Consider the following 17,945-nt stretch of genomic DNA (forward strand, 5'->3'; position numbering starts at 1 on the left):
GACGCTCCGCGACCTCACTCCCGCCGGACGCTGCCGTACAGATAGCTGCCGGCTCCGTCCAGCGTGGCCCGGCTCCACTCCGCGACCTCCGGGGGTCCCATCGCCGCCCAGTCCGGGGTCCGTTCGACCATGGCGTGCCCCAGTCTCCGGCCCAGGGCGACCAGGCGGGCGCCCTCGTCCGAGCGCTCGTCCGCGTACCGGTGCAGCGCCTCGGCGGCCGACGAGGAGGCGCGCAGGACCCGTTCGAGACAGAGCGCGTCCTGCAGCGCCTTCGTCGCACCGCTCGCCGTGTGCGGGCGGGTGATGCTCGCCGCGTCGCCCGCCAGCAGGAAGGGCGGCTCCGCGACCCGGGGCACATGGAAGTCGGCGACGTCGTGGCACGCCAGGGAGGTGTGCGCGCCGAGGCCGACGATCTCGGCCCAGCCCGCCGGGAAGTGCTCCTCGGCGACGCGCCGCACGTACTCCTCGCGCCCGGCGGTCCACGACGGCGGGGGAGGGGGGCCGTAGATGGCGTAGGCCAGCAGCCGGGAACCGTCAACGGCCCCCGGGATCAGGTAGAACACGCCGTGCCCGCCCCGGAATCCCAGGGTGACCCAGGCAGCCCGCACCAGTTGGAGCTGATCCGGATGTCCGGCGAGCGCGTCGAGCGGGAGGGTGCCGCGCCACACCACGTACCCCGCCGGAACAGGTCGCACCGCCGAGGCGACAGCCGCCCGGGTGACGGACCGCGGCCCGTCCGCCCCGACGACGATGTCGTACCGCTCCTCCGAGTCCGCCGTGCGGATCACCGCGCCGCCCGACGGGAGACGCGTCACCCCGGTGACGGGACGCCCCCGGTGGTACGTCGCCCCGTCGGCGTTCGCACGCAGGGTGCGCCACAGCAGCCCCCAGTGACAGGGCGTCACCGCGGCCTCCTGGCGCGCCAGTTCACGCGCCGAGTGCTGACCCGGTTCCCGTGCGAGCCACACCCGTGAGGGCACGGGGGTCGTGGGCATGGCGGCGTCCAGATAGCCGGCCGCGACCAGCTCCGCGTGGAGCGGCGGCGGGACGACGATGCCGAAACCCCGGTCCTCCAGCGCTCCGTCGCTGCGCTCGTACACCGTGACCTCGGCCCCGGCCCTGGCCGCGGCGACCGCCGCCGCGCAGCCCGCGACGCTCCCGCCGACCACTCCGATGCGTAACCCGGCTCCCACCACGTCCGCCACCGCCCTCTCCGGTCACTGTGCGTGGCGCCCATTGAACGCGGTGGTGGCAGTCCGCGTCCAACCGCCATGCGGCGGCCGGACGCGGGGCCGTCACCGGGGCTACGGCGTGACCGTCACCGTCGCGCTGCCCGAGGCCTGCTTGCCGTCCGCCCGGTACGTGGCGGTGAGCGTGGCGTTGCCCGACGCGCCCGCGGCCACGGTGACCGGGACCTTGACGTTGGCGCCCTCACCGGGCCTCATCGCGGGGATCGCGGTCCGTGCGGACGTCCAGCCGCTCGGCACGGCCAGGTCGACGGTTCCGGCGCTACGGGTCACGTCCATCCGGTTGACGACCCGGACCGTCACCGTGGCGCTCGTCCCCGCCTTGAGGGTCGCCGGCGGGGTGATCGTGATGTCGGCGCAGGTGCCGCCGAGCCACTTCAGGTCGAAGGACGCGTACGTGATGTGGTCGACGCTGCCGCGCTCGTACAGCAGCCCCAGCCGGCCGCCCGGCAGCCGGGTCAGCGTCGAGTAGGCCGCGGCGCCCGCGTCGACCACCTTCTTGATCGGCCAGGTCTTCCCGTTGTCACAGGACATCTTGACCGTGAGGTTCTTCCGTGACGTGGCCTCGGTGTTGCTGAACAGCAGCCAGGAGGACTGCGGGTCCGAAGCCGCGGCGTCGGGGGCGTAGCGCATGACCGAGGCGTTGTTCGCCGGGTCGGGGAGCTCGGTGTCCTGGACGAACGGGGTGTAGGTGACCCCGCCGTCCTTGGAGTACGCGATCGTCCGGTACGGCGCCGAGCGGTTGTTGAGCATGATGGTGCCGTCGTTCAGCTCGACGGTCTTGTTCTCGTCGCCGCCGGGCCCGACCGGCGTGCCCGTCTTCCAGGTCGCGCCGTGGTCGTCGCTGTAGGCGCTGACCGCGTAGTTGGCCCCGTTGTTGCGGATGGCGTACTGCTGGATCAGCCGGCCCTTGTAGGGCCCGTTGCGCAGCTGGATGCCCTCGCCGGACGACGCGAACATGCCGCCCCAGGCCGGGTTCTTGATCTGCTTGGTGATCCGGCGGTGGGTCCAGGTCACCCCGTCGTCGTCCGAGTAGCTGTAGTCCGCCTGCAGGACGTTGGGGTCCGACTCGTCGTTGCCGGTGGCGGAGCCGAAGAAGCCCTGGTTCACCCCCGCCGCGTAGAACAGGAAGATGCGGCCGGTGGTCCGGTCGACGAGCAGGCTCGGGTCCCCGTAGCCCTGGGGAGCGGGGTCCTTGCGGACCACCTGCTGCGCCTGCCAGGTCGTACCGCCGTCGGTGCTGCGCCGCAGCACGATGCCGATGTTGGACGGCAGGTCCCCGAGCGTGGGGCGGGCGTCGTAGGCAGCCAGCACGGTGCCCTTGACCGACGTGGTCAGAGCCGGGATGCGGTAGTAGGGGGAGCCGACTCCGGCGACGGTCAGGTCCTGGGACGTGAGCGTGCCGGGGGCGGGCGACGCGGCCTGCGCGGTGCCGGTCGTGGTGACCACCATCAGGGCGGCGCCGAGCAGGGCGAGGGGGACAGTTCTCTTCATGGACGATCTCTCTTCTCGGAAGGGGTGGGGCTTCTCGAAGGGTGGGAGACAGGGGGAGGCGCGCCCGGCTACGGAATGTTCAGGGAACAGACCGCGCTGCTTGCCTCGAAGATCCGCAGATCCTTGATCATCCTGAGCGCGACGCGGTGGTGGCCGCGCTCGTTGGGGTGGAGTCCGTCACTGAGGAGGGACAGGGGGACCTGGCCGTCGTTGCCGTCCAGCCAGTCGTTGTAGTGGTCGATGAAGACGGCGTTCTGCTGTGCCGCGACCTCGCCCATGACCCGCGCGTACTGCGAGAGGTTCACCCGGCCCGGCCACTTCGCCGGATCGACGGGGTTGGGTGACTGGAGCACCGGCACCGGGGAGCCGGGCAGCGCCCGCACCGAGCCCACGAGCGAGACGAGGTTGGCCCGGTAGGCGTCGAGGCCGAGGCCGGCCGTCGCGATGTCGTTCGTACCGATCATGATCGACACGATGTGCGGCGAGAAGGCGGTGACCCGCTCGCCGAACCGCGCGACGAGTTCGGCGCTGGTCGCGCCGCTCACCCCGGAATCGACCATGAAATCGCGGTTCTTCGGCTTGCCCAGCTCCCAGCGCACCCGCTCCATCCAGTGCTCCGGGTAACTGCGCCGGCCATGGGTGTGCAGTGCGCCGTGGGTGATGCTGTCACCGGTGATGACCCAGGTGGCCGGGGTGTTGCTGTTGAGGATCGTGGAGATCCGGCCCAGGTCCGCGAGATCGGGGCGCGGGCTCTGCGCGACCAGCTCGGTCTCGCTCAGCACCCGGTCCCAGACCGCGGCCCGCTCGATGGCGCCGGTGAAGAACCACTCGCCGCCGGGGTGGTCGCTGTCGGTGTTGCGCCCCAGGGAGAGGGCGGTCGGCCCGGTGACGTTCTTGAAGAAGGCGTGCTGCGCCGTCTCGAAGACGGGGCGCCCGCCGGCGGACAGCCTGGTGCCCGACCCGTCGACGGTGACGGCGACGGTGTGGCGCAGGCCGTCGTCGTACCGTGTCCTGGTCATGACATTTATAAGGACGGTGCCCTTCTCGCGTACGGAGAACTGAAGGGCGCCGCCGCTCAGGTTCAGCGTGATGTTGGAGGAGGGGGCGGTGGGGTCCGAGGCGCTGAGCAGGGTCATCGCCTGGTTGTGGCTGGTGGTGCGGAAGGTGACGACGATGGTTCCCGTGGTGAGCGGGGCGAGTACGCCGGCCCGGTTCGACAGGTCGACGTACTCGCTCCCGTCCAGGTCCACAGGGGTGTTGTGGTCCAGGATCGGGTCGCTGCCCGAAGGGGCGGCGAAGGCGCGGCCACCGAGCTGGGTGCTCAGGGCTGCCGCGCCGGCGGCAAGAAGCATGGATCGTCTTCGCACGGAAGGTGCCTCCGGTCAGGAGTGGCCGGCCTGCCCCGACGGCAGGCCTGCGAACAGGGAGGCCACCCAGGCCAGTTGCTCCCGCTGCTGGTACTCCGCCCCGCCCTCGTGCCCGTTGAACGCGTAGATCCGCACGTCCTTGGGCCCGGCGTAGCCGTTGTAGGCGGTGAAGCAGGTGGAGGGCGGGCAGATGTCGTCCATCATCGCGATGGAGAACAGTGCGGGGGCCGTGGCCCGGGTGGCGAGCAGTGCGGCGTCGAAGTACGACAGGGTGGCGAAGACGGACTCGGTGCGGTCGCGGTGGAGCTTGAGGTACTCGGCGATCTCGGTGAACGGCGGCCGCGCCGAAATCTCGGCCCCACGCCGGAAGTTGCAGAGGAACGGCACGTCCGGCATCACCCCCGCCAGTCCGGGAACGAGCCCGGCGACGGCCAGTGCGATGCCGCCGCCCTGGCTCACGCCGGTCACCACGATCCGGTCCGGATCGATCTCGGGCCGGGTGCGCACCGCGTCGACGCAGCGCACGGCATCGGTGAACAGCCGCCGGTAGTAGTAGGTTTCGGGGCTCTCGATGCCCCGGGTGAGGAAGCCGGGTACGGCTCCGGACGCGCCGCCGTCCGGATCGGCGGTGTCGCCACCCGCCGCCGACCAGCCCTGGCCGCGGGTGTCCGTGAGCAGGTGGGCGTAACCGGCCGACGCCCACAGCAGGTTCTCGTGCGCCAGGCCCCGCCCGCGGCCGTAGCCCAGGAACTCCACGACGCAGCCGAGCGGTTCGCTCGCCCCGGCCGGCATCCGCAGCCAGCCGCGCACGGGCTGCCCGGCGAAGCCGGGGACCGTCACGTCGTACGTACGGACCTGGGTGAGCCCGGTCTCCACCGCCGTGAACGAGGGCTTGTCCGCCGCGCAGGACCGGGCCTCGTCCAGGGTCCGCGACCAGAAGGCGTCGAAGTCCGCCGGAACGGGGAGCGTCGGCCGGTAGTCGCGGCAGTCCGCGAGCGAGAGGTCCGTGAACGGCATGGGGGTGCCCTCCTGGGGCGCAGCGGGAAGTGCCAGGTGCGAAGGGTGCACCGAACATCAGACGGATGACGTCAGATGTCCTGTCGGCACACGGACCCTAGGCACCCACCGCAGGGGGCGTCAAGGGTCCGTCCGGCTCGCTACGCCCGCTCGGGACGGTCCGGGCGCGCGGCTCAGCGCCGGGCGCGGGCCTCGGTGATGCGGCGCCGGACCGGGGCGTAGTGCTCACCGAGCGCCTTGATGAACCCGGCGCTGTCGCCGGCCCGGGCCGCGTCCACGATGTTCTGGTGGGCGGCGATCGTCTCCGTCTCGTCGCTGTGCGTGAAGCCGTCCAGATGCGGCGCGACGATCGTGTAGACGTCCCAGAACGCCATCGAGAGCTGACCGATCAGGTCGTTGCCGAGCGGGGCGACGAGCAGGGCGTGGAAGGCGCGGTCGGCGTCGACGAATCCGTGACCCTCCTGGGCGCCGGTCTCGCGCATGGTGGTCACCAGGCCGTCCAGGGTGTCCAGCTGGTCCGGGGTGAGCAGGGAGACGATCCGCTCGGCCATCCCGCGCTCGAAGAGCTCGCGCACGTCGACCAGGTCGGACATCACCTGGAAGTCGTCGTCGGGCGAGAGCAGCCCGCGGAAGGTGAGGCTCTCCACCAGGGCGGACAGGCTCAGCCGGCCGACGTAGGTGCCGTGCCCGTGCCGGACCTCCACGATGTCGAGCGCGTTGAGGATCTTCACGGCCTCACGGACGCTGGAGCGGCTGGCGCCGAGCGCCTCGCAGAGGGCGGGCTCCGTGGGCAGCGGGTCTCCGGGACGAAGCCTTTTTTCGAGGATGTACCGCTTGATGCCGTCGACGACTTCCTGCCGGAGCAGCTGTCGCCCGGGCCTCGTTCCGGACATATGTGAACTCCCCACCTCTTGACCCCCATCGATTGTCAAGCTACGTTCCCACGCTATCAAGGCATCAGACATCTGACGTCTGATGCTTCAGGTTCCACGGTCCCCGTGAACCTGCGCCGAACCCCCCGTTCTTACCCCTGACGCCCCACCTCAAGTCCCTGGAGGACCAGTGCCCGAGCTGAGAGCAGCCGGTGTCGAGCGCCGCACCTTCCTGCGTTACACCAGTGCCGTCGGTGCCGCGGCCGCCATCACGGCCGGCCTTTCCGCGTGCGGCGGACCGTCCTCGACGTCCAACGGCTCGCCGGACAAGGGCGGCGACACCGCTCTCATCGAGGCCGGTATGTCCTACCCGCTGTCGACGGGCTTCGACCCGATGATCACCTCGGGTGCGACGCCGTACGCGGCCAATATGCACATCTTCGAGGGGCTGGTGGATCTCGATCCGGCAACACTCGTGGCACGGCCCGCTCTCGCCACCGAGATGCCGAAGAAGATCAACGCGACCACCTACCGCGCCACTCTCCGCAAGGGCGCGACCTTCCACGACGGCTCGGCCGTCACCGCCGACGACGTCGTGTTCAGCTTCGAACGCATCCTGGACGAGAAGAACGCCTCGCTGATGGCACAGTTCGTGCCCTTCATCGACACCGTCAAGGCCGTCGACGCCGGAACGGTCGAGTTCAAGCTCAAGTACCCCTTCGCGCTCTTCCCGTCCCGCATCGCGGTGGCCCGGATCGTGCCGAAGAAGATCGTCGAGGCGGACGTCAAGGGGTTCGACGCCAAGCCCGTCGGCTCGGGCCCGTACAAGTTCGTCTCGGCGACCCGTGAAGACAAGATCGTCTTCGAGAAGTACGACAAGTACAACGGCGCCCACCCGGCCAAGGCCAAGAAGATGATCTGGCGCCTGATATCGGACCAGTCGGCCCGCGTCAGCGCCATGCAGTCCGGCCGCGTCCAGGCCATCGAGGACGTCCCCTACATCGACGTCAAGGGTCTCTCCGCCTCGGCGAAGACCGAGTCCGTGCAGTCCTTCGGCCTGCTCTTCCTGATGTTCAACACCGCCGACAAGCGGTTCGCCGACAAGCGGGTCCGCCAGGCCCTGCACTACGCGCTGGACACCGAGAAGATCATCAAGACCGCCATGGTCGGCAACGCCACGGCCGCCACGGGCTACGTGCCCACCACGCACCCCGACTACCACAAGGCCGCCACCGTCTACACGCACGACGTGGCCAAGGCGAAGAAGCTGCTCGCCGAAGCAGGGGTGAAGGACCTCAAGTTCACCGTCCTGACCACCGACACCGGCTGGGTCAAGGACATCGCCCCGCTGATCAAGGAGAGCTGGGCCGGTGCCGGCATCGAGGCCACCCTCGGCATCTCCCAGTCGGCCGCCCAGTACGCCAAGGTCGACAGCGGCGACTTCGAGGTGCTCGTCGCCCCCGGTGACCCCTCGGTCTTCGGCAACGACGTCGACCTGCTGATGCGCTGGTTCTACTACGGCTTCTGGCCGGAGAAGCGCTACGGCTGGTCGAAGACCGCCGAGTACAAGAAGGTCAAGCAGCTCCTCGACAAGGCTGCCCAGTCCGGCGACGAGGCGGCCCGCAAGCAGCTGTGGGGCCAGATCACCGACGTCCTCGCCGACGAGGTCCCGCTCTACCCGATCCTGCACCGCAAGCTGCCCACCGCCTGGAACGAGAAGGGCCTGACCGGCTTCAAGCCGCTGCCGACCACCGGCCTCTCCTTCCTGGACGTCGGCCGCGCCTGACGGCCGCACCCGCCGGGTCCCGCGCGAGCACCCCCGGCACCCAGCTCCTCTCGTCCGGATCCGAGCCGGCCGAACCGCTCCGATCCGGACGAGAGGCCACAGAACGGCGCTCTCCGAGAGCGCCCGACAACCCGGTCCGGGACACCGGGCACCCCCGGTGCACCGGACCGGATGACCGCCCAACCGCAAGGAACCCGACGATGGTTGCTTTTCTCCGGCTCGCGCTGCGTCGCGTCGCGATGATGCCGGTGATGATCCTCGGTATCGCGTTGCTCGTCTTCGTGGTGCTGCAGTTCTCGCCGGTCGACCCGGCCTACAACGCGCTCGGGGAGAGCGCCAGTCCTGAGGCCCGGGAGGCCTTCGCCGAGGCCAACGGGCTCAACGACCCGCTGCCCGTCCGCTACTTCCACTTCCTCGGCCAACTGCTCCACTTCGATCTCGGGATGACCGTCCCGCCGAGCCAGCCCGTGGTCGACCGGATCACCGCCGCCTTCCCGCTGACCCTCCAGCTCACCATCCTCGGGCTCGTCATCGCCATCGTCCTCGCCGTCCTCGGCGGCGTCCTGGGCGCGATGTACCGCGACCGCTGGCCCGACCAGCTCTTCCGGGTCCTGTCGATGGCCGGGGTCGCCATTCCGTCCTTCTGGCTCGGCGTCCTGCTCATCCAGCAGTTCGCCCTGAACACCCAGATCTTCCCGACCGGCGGATACACCAACATCGCCGACTCGTTCGGCGGGTGGCTCGAAACGATGATCCTGCCCGCCGTCTCGCTCGCCGTGCCCGTCGCCGCCTCGCTCGCCCGCCTGATCCGCACCTCGATGGTCACCGAACTGGACCGGGACTACGTCCGTACCGCCCGGGGCAACGGCCTGCCGGTCTTCCTGGTCATCCGCTCCGTGCTGCGCAACGCGCTCGTCACCCCGCTCACCGTGCTCGGCGTCAAGGTCGGCTACCTGCTCAGCGGCGCCGTCGTCATCGAGGCGATCTTCGACCTGCCCGGCATGGGCAAACTCATCCTCGAAGGTGTCACCGGAGGCGACATCGCCCTGGTCCAGGGCACCGTACTGACCATCGCCATCGCGTTCCTGGTGGTCAACGTCATCGTCGACCTGCTCTACCTGCTGGTCAATCCGCGCATCAGGACGGTGTGACATGTTCGCCACGGGCCGTCTGGCCAAGAAGCTCTCCCGACCGGGCGTCGCCTTCCGCGCCCTCCCGGTAACCTCCCGCGTCGCTCTCGGCGTCCTGATCGTCGTCCTCCTCGGCGCCGTGCTCGCCCCCCTGCTCACCCAGGACCCCCTGACCACGGGCACCCCCGTCCAGGCCCCGAGCGGCGAGCACTGGTTCGGCACCGACCGGGCCGGACGCGACGTGTTCGCCCGCGTCCTGCACGGCTCGCGCTACTCGCTGGTCATCGGCCTCGGCGCGACCGCCTGCGCGCTGGTGGCCGGGGCCCTGCTCGGCTCGTTCGCCGCCACCTCGCGCAAGCTCGGCGACGAGTCCGTCATGCGCACCCTCGACGTCGTCATGTCGTTCCCGCCGATCGCGCTCGCGGCCGTCCTCGTCGCCGTGTTCGGCACCAGCATCCCGGTGATCATCTTCACGATCGCCTTCGTGTACACCCCGTCGCTGGCCCGTGTGGTCCGCGCCAACGTCCTCTCCCAGTACGGCGAGGACTACGTCGCCGCGGAGAAGGTGATCGGCGCCCGGCGCGGCTACATCGTGCTCAAGCACGTCGCCGTCAACTGCATGGCCCCGGTCATGGTCTTCGCGACCGTCATGGTCGCCGAGGCCATCATCTTCGAGGCCAGCCTCTCGTTCATCGGCGCCGGTGTGCAGGACCCCGACCCCAGCTGGGGCAGCGTCCTCGCCTACGGCCGGCAGATCCTCCTGGCCGGCGGCTGGTGGGCCACCTTCTTCCCCGGCCTCGCCCTGCTGATCACCGTCCTCGCGCTCAACATCCTCTCCGAGGGCCTCACCGACGCCTCCGCCGCGCCCAAGAGCGCCCGCGCGGCCGTCGACCCCACCGCGACCACTGCGCCGGACCCGGTCGAGGCCGCCGCCACCGTCGACATCGACGCCGCCCTCACCAAGCTCGCCCGGCACATCAACGCCACCGAGCCCACCATCACCCCGGTCCGCGCGGCCGCCGAAGAGCTCCTCGTCGTCCGTGACCTGGCGATCCGCTTCCCGGACCGCTACGGCGAGATCCCCGTCGTCGACAAGCTGAACTTCACCGTCCACGAGGGCGAGACCCTCGGCCTGGTCGGCGAGTCCGGCTGCGGCAAGTCCATCACCAGCCTCGCCGTCATGGGCCTCCTCGCCCGCAACGCCGAGGTCAGCGGCGAGATCCTCTACCGCGGCCGGGACCTGCTGAAGCTCCCGCCCAGGGAACGCCGTGCCCTGATGGGCCCCGAGATCGCGATGGTCTACCAGGACGCGCTCTCCTCCCTGAACCCCTCCGTGCTCGTCGGCACCCAGCTGCGGCAGCTGACCTCGCGCGGGGGTACGAAGACACCCGCCGAACTCCTGGAGCTCGTCGGCCTCTCGCCCGAGCGGACCCTGCGCAGCTACCCGCACGAGCTCTCCGGCGGCCAGCGCCAGCGCGTGCTCATCGCCATGGCCCTGTCCCGCAGCCCGCGCCTGCTGATCGCGGACGAGCCGACCACCGCCCTCGACGTCACCGTCCAGGCCCAGGTCGTCGAACTCCTCATCCGGCTCCGCGACGAACTCGGCTTCGCCATGGTGCTGGTCTCGCACGACCTCGCCCTCGTCGGCGACCTCTCCCACCGGGTCGCCGTGATGTACGCGGGACGGCTCGCCGAGGTCGGCGAGACCCGGTCGGTCCTCACCGACCCCGCCCACCACTACAGCCGCGGGCTTCTCGGCTCCGTCGTCTCCCTGGAGGCCGGTGCCGAGCGGCTCCACCAGATCCGCGGCGTCGTCCCCGCGCCCCAGGGCTTCGGCGCGGGATGCCGCTTCGCCGGCCGCTGCGGTGCGGCGACCGACCTCTGCCGCACCACCACCCCCGCACTCGCCGGGCGCGGCACCGCGAAGGACCACGGCTTCGCCTGCCACCACCCGGCCGACGCCGCGAAGAAGCTGGAAGGGAGCGCCCTGTGATCAGGCTCAACGGCGTTCACGTACGCCACAAGGCACGCAGCGGAGGCGTCTTCAGCCGCGACGCCGTGCACGCGCTGACGGACGCCACGCTGGAGGTCAAGCGCGGCGAGATCGTCGGCCTGGTCGGCGAGTCGGGCTGCGGCAAGTCGACGATGGCGCGGGTCCTGACCGGACTGCAGAAGCCCACCGAGGGCGAGGTCCTCTTCCACGGCCGCGACCTCTGGGACATGACGGGCGCCGAGCGCCGCAAGGACTTCGGCTCCGCCGTCGGCGTCGTCTTCCAGGACCCGTCCACCGCGCTCAACCCCCGGCTCACCGTCCGCCAGATCCTGCGCGACCCGCTCGACGTGCACCGGCGCGGCACCCGCGAGGAGCGCGAGGCCCGCGTCGAGGAACTCCTCGACCTGGTCGGCCTCCCCGGACACACCCTCGCCGCGCTGCCCGGACAGCTCTCCGGCGGCCAGCGCCAGCGCGTCGCCATCGCCCGCGCCCTGGCCCTGGAACCCGAGCTGATCGTCGCCGACGAACCCACCTCCGCGCTCGACGTCTCGGTCCGCGCCCAGGTCCTCAACCTTCTCGTGGACCTGCGCGAACGCCTCGGCCTCGGCATGGTGTTCATCTCGCACGACATCCAGACCGTGCGCTACCTCGCCGACCGCATCGCCGTCCTCTACCTCGGCCGCATCGTCGAGGAGGGGCGCGCCGCCGACGTGGCGGGCAGCCCCCGCCACCCGTACACCGAAGCCCTGCTCTCCGCCACACCCAGCCTCCTGGAAACGACGGAGCGCATCGTGCTCACCGGCCCGGTGCCCTCCGCGACCAACCCGCCGCCCGGTTGTCCCTTCAGCACCCGTTGCTGGAAGGCCGACGACGCGTGCTCCACGGTCTTCCCGGCGGAGACGTTCGGTTCCGGCGAACACCGCTGGCACTGCGTCCACCCCCAGACCCCCGCGTCCCCCTCCGGGGACCCGACCCCCGTACCGTCCGCAAGGAGCACCGCATGACCGCCCGAACCCCCCGCTACTCAGGAGTGATCCCGCCCGTCGTCACCCCGCTCACCGCGGACGGCGAGCTCGACCGCCCCTCTCTCGAGCGAGTGGTGGAGCACCTCCTCGACGGCGGTGTCACGGGGCTCTTCGCCCTCGGCAGCTCCGGTGAGACCGCCTACCTGACGCCCGGTCAGCAGGACGAGGTCATCAAGGTCATCGTCTCGGCGGCAGCCGGCCGGGTGCCGGTCATCGTCGGCGCCATCGAGACCACCACCAACCGTGCGATCGAGCGCGCCCGCAGCGCGGCCACGCTGGGCGCCGACGCCGTCGTCGTCACCGCGCCGTTCTACACCCGCACCAGCGACCAGGAGATCGACCGGCACTTCCGCGACGTCGCCGCCGCGGTCGAACTGCCGGTCCTGGCGTACGACGTACCGGTCTGCGTGCACAGCAAGCTGACCCCGGAGCTGCTCCTGCCGCTCGCCGCAGACGGAGTGCTGGCCGGCGTGAAGGACTCCAGCGGGGACGACGGCTCGTTCCGCCAACTGGCCATCGGTGCCCGCGAACTGCCGGACTTCTCCGTCCTGACCGGGCATGAGCTGGTCGTCGACGCGATGATGCTCGGCGGCGCCGACGGCTCGGTCCCGGGGCTGGGCAACGTCGACCCGCACGGGTACGTCCGCCTCCACCACGCCGCGGTCACCGGCGACTGGGCAACGGCGAAGGCCGAGCAGGACCGTCTCGTCGCGCTCTTCGACATCATCCGGGCCGCCCGCCCCGGCACCGCGTCCGCCACGGCGGCCGGACTCGGCGCCTTCAAGACCGCGCTGATGCTGCGCGGGGTCATCACCACCAACGTGATGAGTCCGCCGATGCGCAGGCTGGACGCCGCGGAGACGGCGGCGGTCGCCGACTGCCTCGACCGCGCGGGGCTCTCCCGGGTCTGACCCCCGGACAGGAGAAGGTCCGGCCGACAGCTTCGTGCTGTCCGGCCGGACCTTTTCGCGTGCGGGGCTACATCACTTCTGCGCGGCGCGGCTGCGGCGCATCAGCAGGCCGCCACCGAGCACGAGGGCGGCACTGGCGCCACCCGCGATGCCCAGGTTGTCGTTGGCACCGGTGTGCGCCATCTGCGGCGGCTTGTGGTGCTTCGGCGGGTTGTGGTGCCAGCTGTGGGTCGGCGGGTTGTGCGGGTGCCACGTGTGGGTCGGCGGGTTGTGCGTGGGCGGGTTGTGGGTCGGGGGGTTGTGCGTGGGCGGGTTGTGGTGGTGGCTGGGCGGGCAGTTGTGGTCGTGGTGGTGCGTCGGCGGCTTGTGCGGCTTCGGAGGCTTCGGCGGGTGGTGGTGGCCGGGCTCGCAGGCGCAGTCGTGATCGTGGTGGTGGTGGTGCGTCGGCGGCTTGTGCGGCTTCGGGGGCTTGTGGGGGTGCGGGGGCTTCGGGGTGTCGACACCGCCCGACTCGTTCTCGCACTCGTTGCCGAAGGCGGGGTTCAGCGCACCGATCACGTTGATCGTGTTGCCGCAGACGTTGACCGGAACGTCGACCGGAGCCTGGATCAGGTTGCCCGACAGCACGCCGGGGGAGCCGGCCGCGACACCGTCGGCGTCCGCGCCCTGGGCGTCGCCGGCCTCGGCGCCGTCGCTCTCGTTCTCGCACTCGTTACCGAATGCCGGGTTCAGGGCACCGATCACGTTGACCGTGTTGCCGCACAGGTTGACCGGGATGTGCACGGGCACCTGCACCGCGTTGCCCGAACCCACACCGGGCGAACCGATCGCGGCACCGTCGGCCGAGGCGTCGGCGAACGCGTAGCCGCCGGAGGCGGTCAGGATGCCTGACGCCGCCGCCATGACGAGCACGCTTTTACTCAAGGCTTTTCGCATGGTTGCCCTTCCTTAGGACATTACGCGCGGGCAGTATTGACCCGCATTTCATTCATCAGGCGGTCCAGCAACCGTCGGGCCTGCCATTCGTACTGGGTGGGCGTCCCGTCGGGCGAGCTTGACGACACCCATAACGAGGCAAAAGCGAGAGGGAAACGTGGAATCAGTGAGAATCCTGTGATCACTCGGACGGACTACGAATGCGCGTTCGCCCGGAGTTTTCGTTTCACGTTGACCGGGCCTTTTCGTACGGGCGTCCGTGCGCCCCCGGCATTCGGGTGAATGGGGATAACCAAACGTCCGGAAGCCGGTTGGTCAGTGCGCTCCGGTACGGGGCATCCAGTACGAGAAGGGTTCATCGTGATCAAGAAGGTCCTGGCTACGGGCGCCGTCGCCGCCTCCATCCTCGGTCTCGGCGCGACGCAGGCGATGGCCATTGGCGACGCCGGCGGCACGACCTCCGTCAACGGCAACGGTGCCTCGCAGTCGTTCGGCAACGCCGAGACGCACGGCGACGGCAGCCCGCAGTTCGGCCTGGTCCAGGGGTCGCTGAACAAGCCCTGCATCGGCCTGCCGGCCAAGGCCAACGTCGGTTCGCTGATCGGCCTCATCCCGATCGCGGTCCAGGACGTCAACGTCCTGTCCTCCCCGCAGAACCAGCAGTGCACCGAGAACTCCACCCAGGCCAAGGGTGACGAGCCGCTGTCGCACATCCTGTCCGGCATTCCGGTTCTCTCCGGCAACGGTGCCGGCAACAGCTGATCCAGCTGTCAACAGGCCCGGGCCTTCGGCGTTTCCCGTCCGGTGGCCCGGGCCTGCTGCTGCCCATCGCGGGTTCGCCCGGGACGTCGGGCCCGACCTCAGCGGTAACAGCACGTGACCGAAACTGCGTCATTCGGGCGGATTCGGAAGAATCTCCTCGATGAAGAGTTTCGCTTACCGTCTGAAATCGTTACGAATTACAGCGGCGGAGTTACGAGTGATCAGGACCGCGCTCGTGCGGCACGAAAGTCGTGGCCGCTCCGGACTCCGTCGAAGAAAGGGTTGAAAGTGAAGTACACCAAGATCGCCGCCGTCGCCGCCGGAACCCTCATGGCGATGGGTGCCGCTGCTCCGGCCTTCGCCGACTCCGGCGCCGAGGGTGCGGCCGTGCACTCCCCGGGCGTCCTGTCCGGCAACGTCGTGCAGGTTCCGATCCACGTGCCGGTCAACGTCTGCGGCAACACCGTGAACGTCATCGCGCTGCTGAACCCGACCTTCGGCAACACCTGCGCCAACGTCTGATCGACGCTCGCCGAACCCGTTCGGCGCCGGTCTGCCCCGGATCGCATTCCATGCGATCCGGGGCTTTCCTCTTTTCTGCGTTCCGTCCCGGGAGTTCGCAGCCCTCCTCGATGCGGCGGAACGGCCGAGGGCCTTCCGCCGGCCCGGGGCGCGGTGCGCCGGCGGCTGGGGGCGGACATCCGGCGGGTGCGCAGGACGGAGTACCGACAGTGCACCACCGAATCGTGTCCGCTGTCCCCCCTCGCACTCGAATCGGTGATTAGTCATGCAACTTTCCGAAGTCTCGGGAAAGCGGCCGGAAGAAAAAGACGGACTGTCCAGTTGCCCGGCCGCAATCGGATCGTTATCCAGAGGGAAAGCGGCAGAAGTCACAGCTAAAGAAGGCTGGTGCGGCGCGGGGACGCGACCGAAACGGATGCCGCTGCAGAAGGGAACCCGAAAGTGAAGTACGCGAAGACAGCTGCGTTCGTTGCCGGTTCCGTGGTCGCTCTCGGAACGGCTGCTCCCGCCTTCGCCGTTACCAACGCCACGGCCCCCAGCTTCAGCCTCGACGGCGGTGTCAACCAGGTGGTGGCCGCGGCCCCGCAGGCCGTCGACCCGGTCGTCGACACCGTCGGCGGTGCCGCCGAGTCGCTGCAGAAGGACGGCACGGTCACCAAGGTCGCCGGCCAGGCCACCGGTGCCGCCAAGGGTGCCGCCCCGCTCATGGGCGGCCTCCCGCTCGGCGGCTGACCCGTCCCCACGACGGCGGTTCCCGCCTCGTCACGAGGCGCGCGCGTATCTCCGGTGCCGCGCATTCCGTGACCGTACGGATCGCGGAAACACCGTTCGAGTGAAGCGCCACAACCATTTCCGCCACCGCGAGTTGATCAGGTCGCTCCGGACAGGCGGGCAACAGAAAACCCCAGAAGGGCTTTTTCATGATCAAGAAGATTATGGCCTCGGCAGCCGTCGCTGCTTCGATCGTCGGCGTCTCCGCCGCGGCCGCCCCCTCGGCGATGGCGATCGGGAACGAAGGGGGCACCACGTCGGTCAACGGCAACGGCGCCGTCCAGTCGTACGGCAACTCCGCCACCCACGGCGACTGGAGCCCGCAGTTCGCGCTCATCCAGGGCTCGCTCAACAAGCCCTGCATCGCGCTGCCGGCCAAGGCCAACGTCGGTTCGCTGATCGGTGCCATCCCGATCGCGGTCCAGGACATCAACGTCCTGTCCTCCCCGCAGAACCAGCAGTGCACCGAGAACTCCACCCAGGCCAAGGGTGACGAGGCTCTGTCGCACATCCTGTCCGGGATCCCGATCCTGTCCGGCAACGGCGTCGCCAACGACTAGTCGTTCCGAGGCGCCCGCGCCTCCTGGATCACCCGTGGGGCCGACCCGTCCTCGTGGCAGCCGGAGTTCCGGCCGCCCGGACGTGTCGGCCCCACGTCGTGTGCCGAGGCGTGGCCGGGAGCTCCCCCGAAAGGACGGGTCCGCTGGGCCGGTTGCCGTAGTGGCGGCGGAGGCTCACCGCCGTACCGGGTAGGGCCCCCTCATGGACCAGCACGACAGTCAACGACGGCGGGACCCGCATCGGTACCCGCAGGACGGCACACCGATCTACGACCGCCTCCTCGCCGAGTGGCAGGCGGCGGCCCGCGGCGACACGGCACCGCCGGGCGGCGCGGAGCCCGGACATCCCGGCGCCGGCGGCCTCGTACCCGGAGCGCGTACCTCCGGGGAGAGGTAACGAACTCACGCCGGATCGAACCCGTTTGAGTGGAACCGCGGAACCGATGCCTCCGTAAGAGGTTGATCAGTACGTTCCAGAACGGAACGCTCCGAAAGGTGAAGCGTGATGAAGAAGATGATGGCCGGCGCAGCAGTGGCCGTGTCCCTGGTCGGTATCTCGGCCGCCGCGGCCCCCTCGGCCATGGCGATCGGGAACGAGGGGGGCACCACGTCGGTCAACGGCAACGGCGCCGTGGACTCGTTCGGCAACAGCGTGACCCGGGGCGACGGCAGCCCGCAGGTCCAGCTCGTCCAGGGCTCGCTGAACAAGCTCTGCGTCGGGGCCCCGATCAAGGCCAACGCGGGTGCGCTCGTGGGCATCCTCGTGCCCGTCGCGGTCCAGGACATCAACGTCCTGTCCTCCCCGCAGAACCAGCAGTGCGCCGACAACTCCACCCAGGCCAAGGGCGACGAGGCCCTCTCGCACCTGGTGAACGGCATCCCGGTCCTCTCCGGGAACGGCATCGGCAACAACTGATCCCGGACACACACCGCGGGCGGCCCGGAAGCTACCGGGCCGCCCGCGGTGCGTGGGTGAGGCGCCGAGCATGAGGATGCCCACCGCTCCACGGGGGCGGTGGGCATCGTCGTGCCGGGAGCGGTCAGCCCAGGCTGCGTACGGGGAGGACGCAGTGGGCGGAGCTCGCGATGACCTCCGGGTCGCCCGCGAACAGGCGCAGCTCCTCCTCGCCCACCGGGAGCCCGGGCGCCCCCTGCGGCCACGGCCGGGTGGCGAACATCGCGTGCACCTCACCCTGTGCGGTGGCGGCCGCCAGCCACTGGGGCGGCACGGGGTACTGGGCCTTGAAGTGAGGCAGTGTCAGGACGGCCTGGCCCGCCTGGACGAGGAGCTTCACCGGCAGGCCGGGCGTCTCGTCGGCGCGCACCGTGCCGCCACCGGCCGGGAGTCCGCAGCGGTCCAGGGCGATGCGCATGGCGGCCTCGCCGACCGCGGGCCCTTCCGATCCGTCGCCCAGCGAGTAGGCGAGCAGGAAGGCGACGTCGTGCCCGTCGTGGGGGTGCTCGCCGCTCCAGCCGATCAGGATGAGCGTGCCCAACTGGGCCTGGGTGAACGTGCCGGGGGCTGTCTGGGGGGAGGTCATGTCCGGCACCC

18 protein-coding genes are annotated in these 17,945 nt (G+C 70.2%); 11 read left to right on the plus strand and 7 right to left on the minus strand.

The features are described from left to right. Window positions 1–14: 14 nt before the first annotated feature. The 5 genes from OG446_RS30595 to OG446_RS30615 form a co-directional block, all read right to left on the minus strand. Complete coding sequence (locus tag OG446_RS30595) at window positions 15–1,205, minus strand: FAD-dependent monooxygenase (protein ID WP_328897035.1); 1,191 nt, start codon at window positions 1,203–1,205, stop codon at window positions 15–17. 99 nt (window positions 1,206–1,304) lie between these two features. Further along, a complete protein-coding gene (locus tag OG446_RS30600; RefSeq protein WP_328897036.1) occupies window positions 1,305–2,741 on the minus strand; it encodes an exo-alpha-sialidase in 1,437 nt (478 codons plus the stop codon). Window positions 2,742–2,809: 68 nt separating this feature from the next. After that, window positions 2,810–4,093 (minus strand): GDSL-type esterase/lipase family protein, encoded by a 1,284-nt coding sequence (locus OG446_RS30605; protein ID WP_328897037.1) that lies wholly within the window; start codon window positions 4,091–4,093, stop codon window positions 2,810–2,812. A gap of 30 nt (window positions 4,094–4,123) precedes the next feature. After that, window positions 4,124–5,125, minus strand: coding sequence for an acetylxylan esterase (locus OG446_RS30610; RefSeq protein WP_328897038.1), 1,002 nt, complete (start codon window positions 5,123–5,125; stop codon window positions 4,124–4,126). A 173-nt stretch (window positions 5,126–5,298) separates the two neighbouring features. Beyond that, complete coding sequence (locus tag OG446_RS30615) at window positions 5,299–6,018, minus strand: FadR/GntR family transcriptional regulator (protein WP_328897039.1); 720 nt, start codon at window positions 6,016–6,018, stop codon at window positions 5,299–5,301. Window positions 6,019–6,187: 169 nt separating this feature from the next. Between OG446_RS30615 and OG446_RS30620 the strand changes: the two genes are divergently transcribed. The 5 genes from OG446_RS30620 (at window position 6,188) to OG446_RS30640 (ending at window position 12,842) form a co-directional block, all read left to right on the plus strand. Beyond that, window positions 6,188–7,783, plus strand: coding sequence for an ABC transporter substrate-binding protein (locus tag OG446_RS30620; RefSeq protein WP_328897040.1), 1,596 nt, complete (start codon window positions 6,188–6,190; stop codon window positions 7,781–7,783). Window positions 7,784–7,983: 200 nt separating this feature from the next. After that, on the plus strand, window positions 7,984–8,934 hold the full coding sequence (locus tag OG446_RS30625; RefSeq protein WP_328897041.1) for an ABC transporter permease: 951 nt from the start codon (window positions 7,984–7,986) through the stop codon (window positions 8,932–8,934). 1 nt (window position 8,935) lies between these two features. Further along, complete coding sequence (locus OG446_RS30630; protein ID WP_328897042.1) at window positions 8,936–10,906, plus strand: dipeptide/oligopeptide/nickel ABC transporter permease/ATP-binding protein; 1,971 nt, start codon at window positions 8,936–8,938, stop codon at window positions 10,904–10,906. Further along, window positions 10,903–11,910 carry an ABC transporter ATP-binding protein gene (locus OG446_RS30635; RefSeq protein ID WP_328897043.1) on the plus strand — a complete coding sequence of 336 codons (1,008 nt, stop codon included), beginning with the start codon at window positions 10,903–10,905 and terminating at the stop codon, window positions 11,908–11,910. The genes OG446_RS30630 and OG446_RS30635 overlap by 4 nt, the downstream gene beginning before the upstream one ends. Further along, a complete protein-coding gene (locus OG446_RS30640) occupies window positions 11,907–12,842 on the plus strand; it encodes a dihydrodipicolinate synthase family protein (protein ID WP_328897044.1) in 936 nt (311 codons plus the stop codon). Before OG446_RS30635 ends, OG446_RS30640 begins: the two co-directional genes overlap by 4 nt. Window positions 12,843–12,914: 72 nt before the next feature. Here the strand turns inward: OG446_RS30640 and OG446_RS30645 are convergent, their stop codons facing one another. Then, window positions 12,915–13,754: a chaplin gene (locus OG446_RS30645; RefSeq protein ID WP_328898464.1), complete on the minus strand. Its 840-nt coding sequence runs from the start codon at window positions 13,752–13,754 to the stop codon at window positions 12,915–12,917. 384 nt (window positions 13,755–14,138) lie between these two features. On the opposite strand from OG446_RS30645, the gene OG446_RS30650 reads away from it, so the two are divergent. The 6 genes from OG446_RS30650 (at window position 14,139) to OG446_RS30675 (ending at window position 17,309) form a co-directional block, all read left to right on the plus strand. Further along, window positions 14,139–14,540, plus strand: a complete 402-nt coding sequence (locus OG446_RS30650) for a rodlin (RefSeq protein ID WP_148016803.1) — start codon at window positions 14,139–14,141, stop codon at window positions 14,538–14,540. Between the two features lie 288 nt (window positions 14,541–14,828). Beyond that, window positions 14,829–15,062, plus strand: coding sequence for a chaplin (locus tag OG446_RS30655; protein ID WP_389257311.1), 234 nt, complete (start codon window positions 14,829–14,831; stop codon window positions 15,060–15,062). A gap of 441 nt (window positions 15,063–15,503) precedes the next feature. Further along, window positions 15,504–15,794, plus strand: a complete 291-nt coding sequence (locus OG446_RS30660; RefSeq protein ID WP_219574398.1) for a hypothetical protein — start codon at window positions 15,504–15,506, stop codon at window positions 15,792–15,794. A 188-nt stretch (window positions 15,795–15,982) separates the two neighbouring features. Next, complete coding sequence (locus OG446_RS30665) at window positions 15,983–16,393, plus strand: rodlin (protein WP_219574399.1); 411 nt, start codon at window positions 15,983–15,985, stop codon at window positions 16,391–16,393. 202 nt (window positions 16,394–16,595) lie between these two features. Continuing rightward, window positions 16,596–16,790, plus strand: a complete 195-nt coding sequence (locus tag OG446_RS30670; RefSeq protein WP_328897045.1) for a hypothetical protein — start codon at window positions 16,596–16,598, stop codon at window positions 16,788–16,790. Between the two features lie 108 nt (window positions 16,791–16,898). Next, window positions 16,899–17,309, plus strand: a complete 411-nt coding sequence (locus OG446_RS30675; protein WP_328897046.1) for a rodlin — start codon at window positions 16,899–16,901, stop codon at window positions 17,307–17,309. A gap of 124 nt (window positions 17,310–17,433) precedes the next feature. Here the strand turns inward: OG446_RS30675 and OG446_RS30680 are convergent, their stop codons facing one another. Continuing rightward, window positions 17,434–17,934 carry a DUF5949 family protein gene (locus OG446_RS30680; protein WP_219573855.1) on the minus strand — a complete coding sequence of 167 codons (501 nt, stop codon included), beginning with the start codon at window positions 17,932–17,934 and terminating at the stop codon, window positions 17,434–17,436. Window positions 17,935–17,945: the final 11 nt, after the last annotated feature.

This window comes from Streptomyces sp. NBC_00236 (assembly GCF_036195045.1).
GTDB lineage: Bacteria > Actinomycetota > Actinomycetes > Streptomycetales > Streptomycetaceae > Streptomyces.

Bases quoted from the DNA above. Each gene is read 5' to 3' on its own strand.
- OG446_RS30675 (WP_328897046.1), top strand. From the start codon at position 16,899: ATGAAGAAGATGATGGCCGGCGCAGCAGTGGCCGTGTCCCTGGTCGGT.
- OG446_RS30680 (WP_219573855.1), bottom strand. From the start codon at position 17,934: ATGACCTCCCCCCAGACAGCCCCCGGCACGTTCACCCAGGCCCAGTTG.
- OG446_RS30615 (WP_328897039.1), bottom strand. From the start codon at position 6,018: ATGTCCGGAACGAGGCCCGGGCGACAGCTGCTCCGGCAGGAAGTCGTC.
- OG446_RS30670 (WP_328897045.1), top strand. From the start codon at position 16,596: ATGGACCAGCACGACAGTCAACGACGGCGGGACCCGCATCGGTACCCG.
- OG446_RS30640 (WP_328897044.1), top strand. From the start codon at position 11,907: ATGACCGCCCGAACCCCCCGCTACTCAGGAGTGATCCCGCCCGTCGTC.
- OG446_RS30600 (WP_328897036.1), bottom strand. From the start codon at position 2,741: ATGAAGAGAACTGTCCCCCTCGCCCTGCTCGGCGCCGCCCTGATGGTG.
- OG446_RS30605 (WP_328897037.1), bottom strand. From the start codon at position 4,093: ATGCTTCTTGCCGCCGGCGCGGCAGCCCTGAGCACCCAGCTCGGTGGC.
- OG446_RS30610 (WP_328897038.1), bottom strand. From the start codon at position 5,125: ATGCCGTTCACGGACCTCTCGCTCGCGGACTGCCGCGACTACCGGCCG.
- OG446_RS30630 (WP_328897042.1), top strand. From the start codon at position 8,936: ATGTTCGCCACGGGCCGTCTGGCCAAGAAGCTCTCCCGACCGGGCGTC.
- OG446_RS30665 (WP_219574399.1), top strand. From the start codon at position 15,983: ATGATCAAGAAGATTATGGCCTCGGCAGCCGTCGCTGCTTCGATCGTC.
- OG446_RS30625 (WP_328897041.1), top strand. From the start codon at position 7,984: ATGGTTGCTTTTCTCCGGCTCGCGCTGCGTCGCGTCGCGATGATGCCG.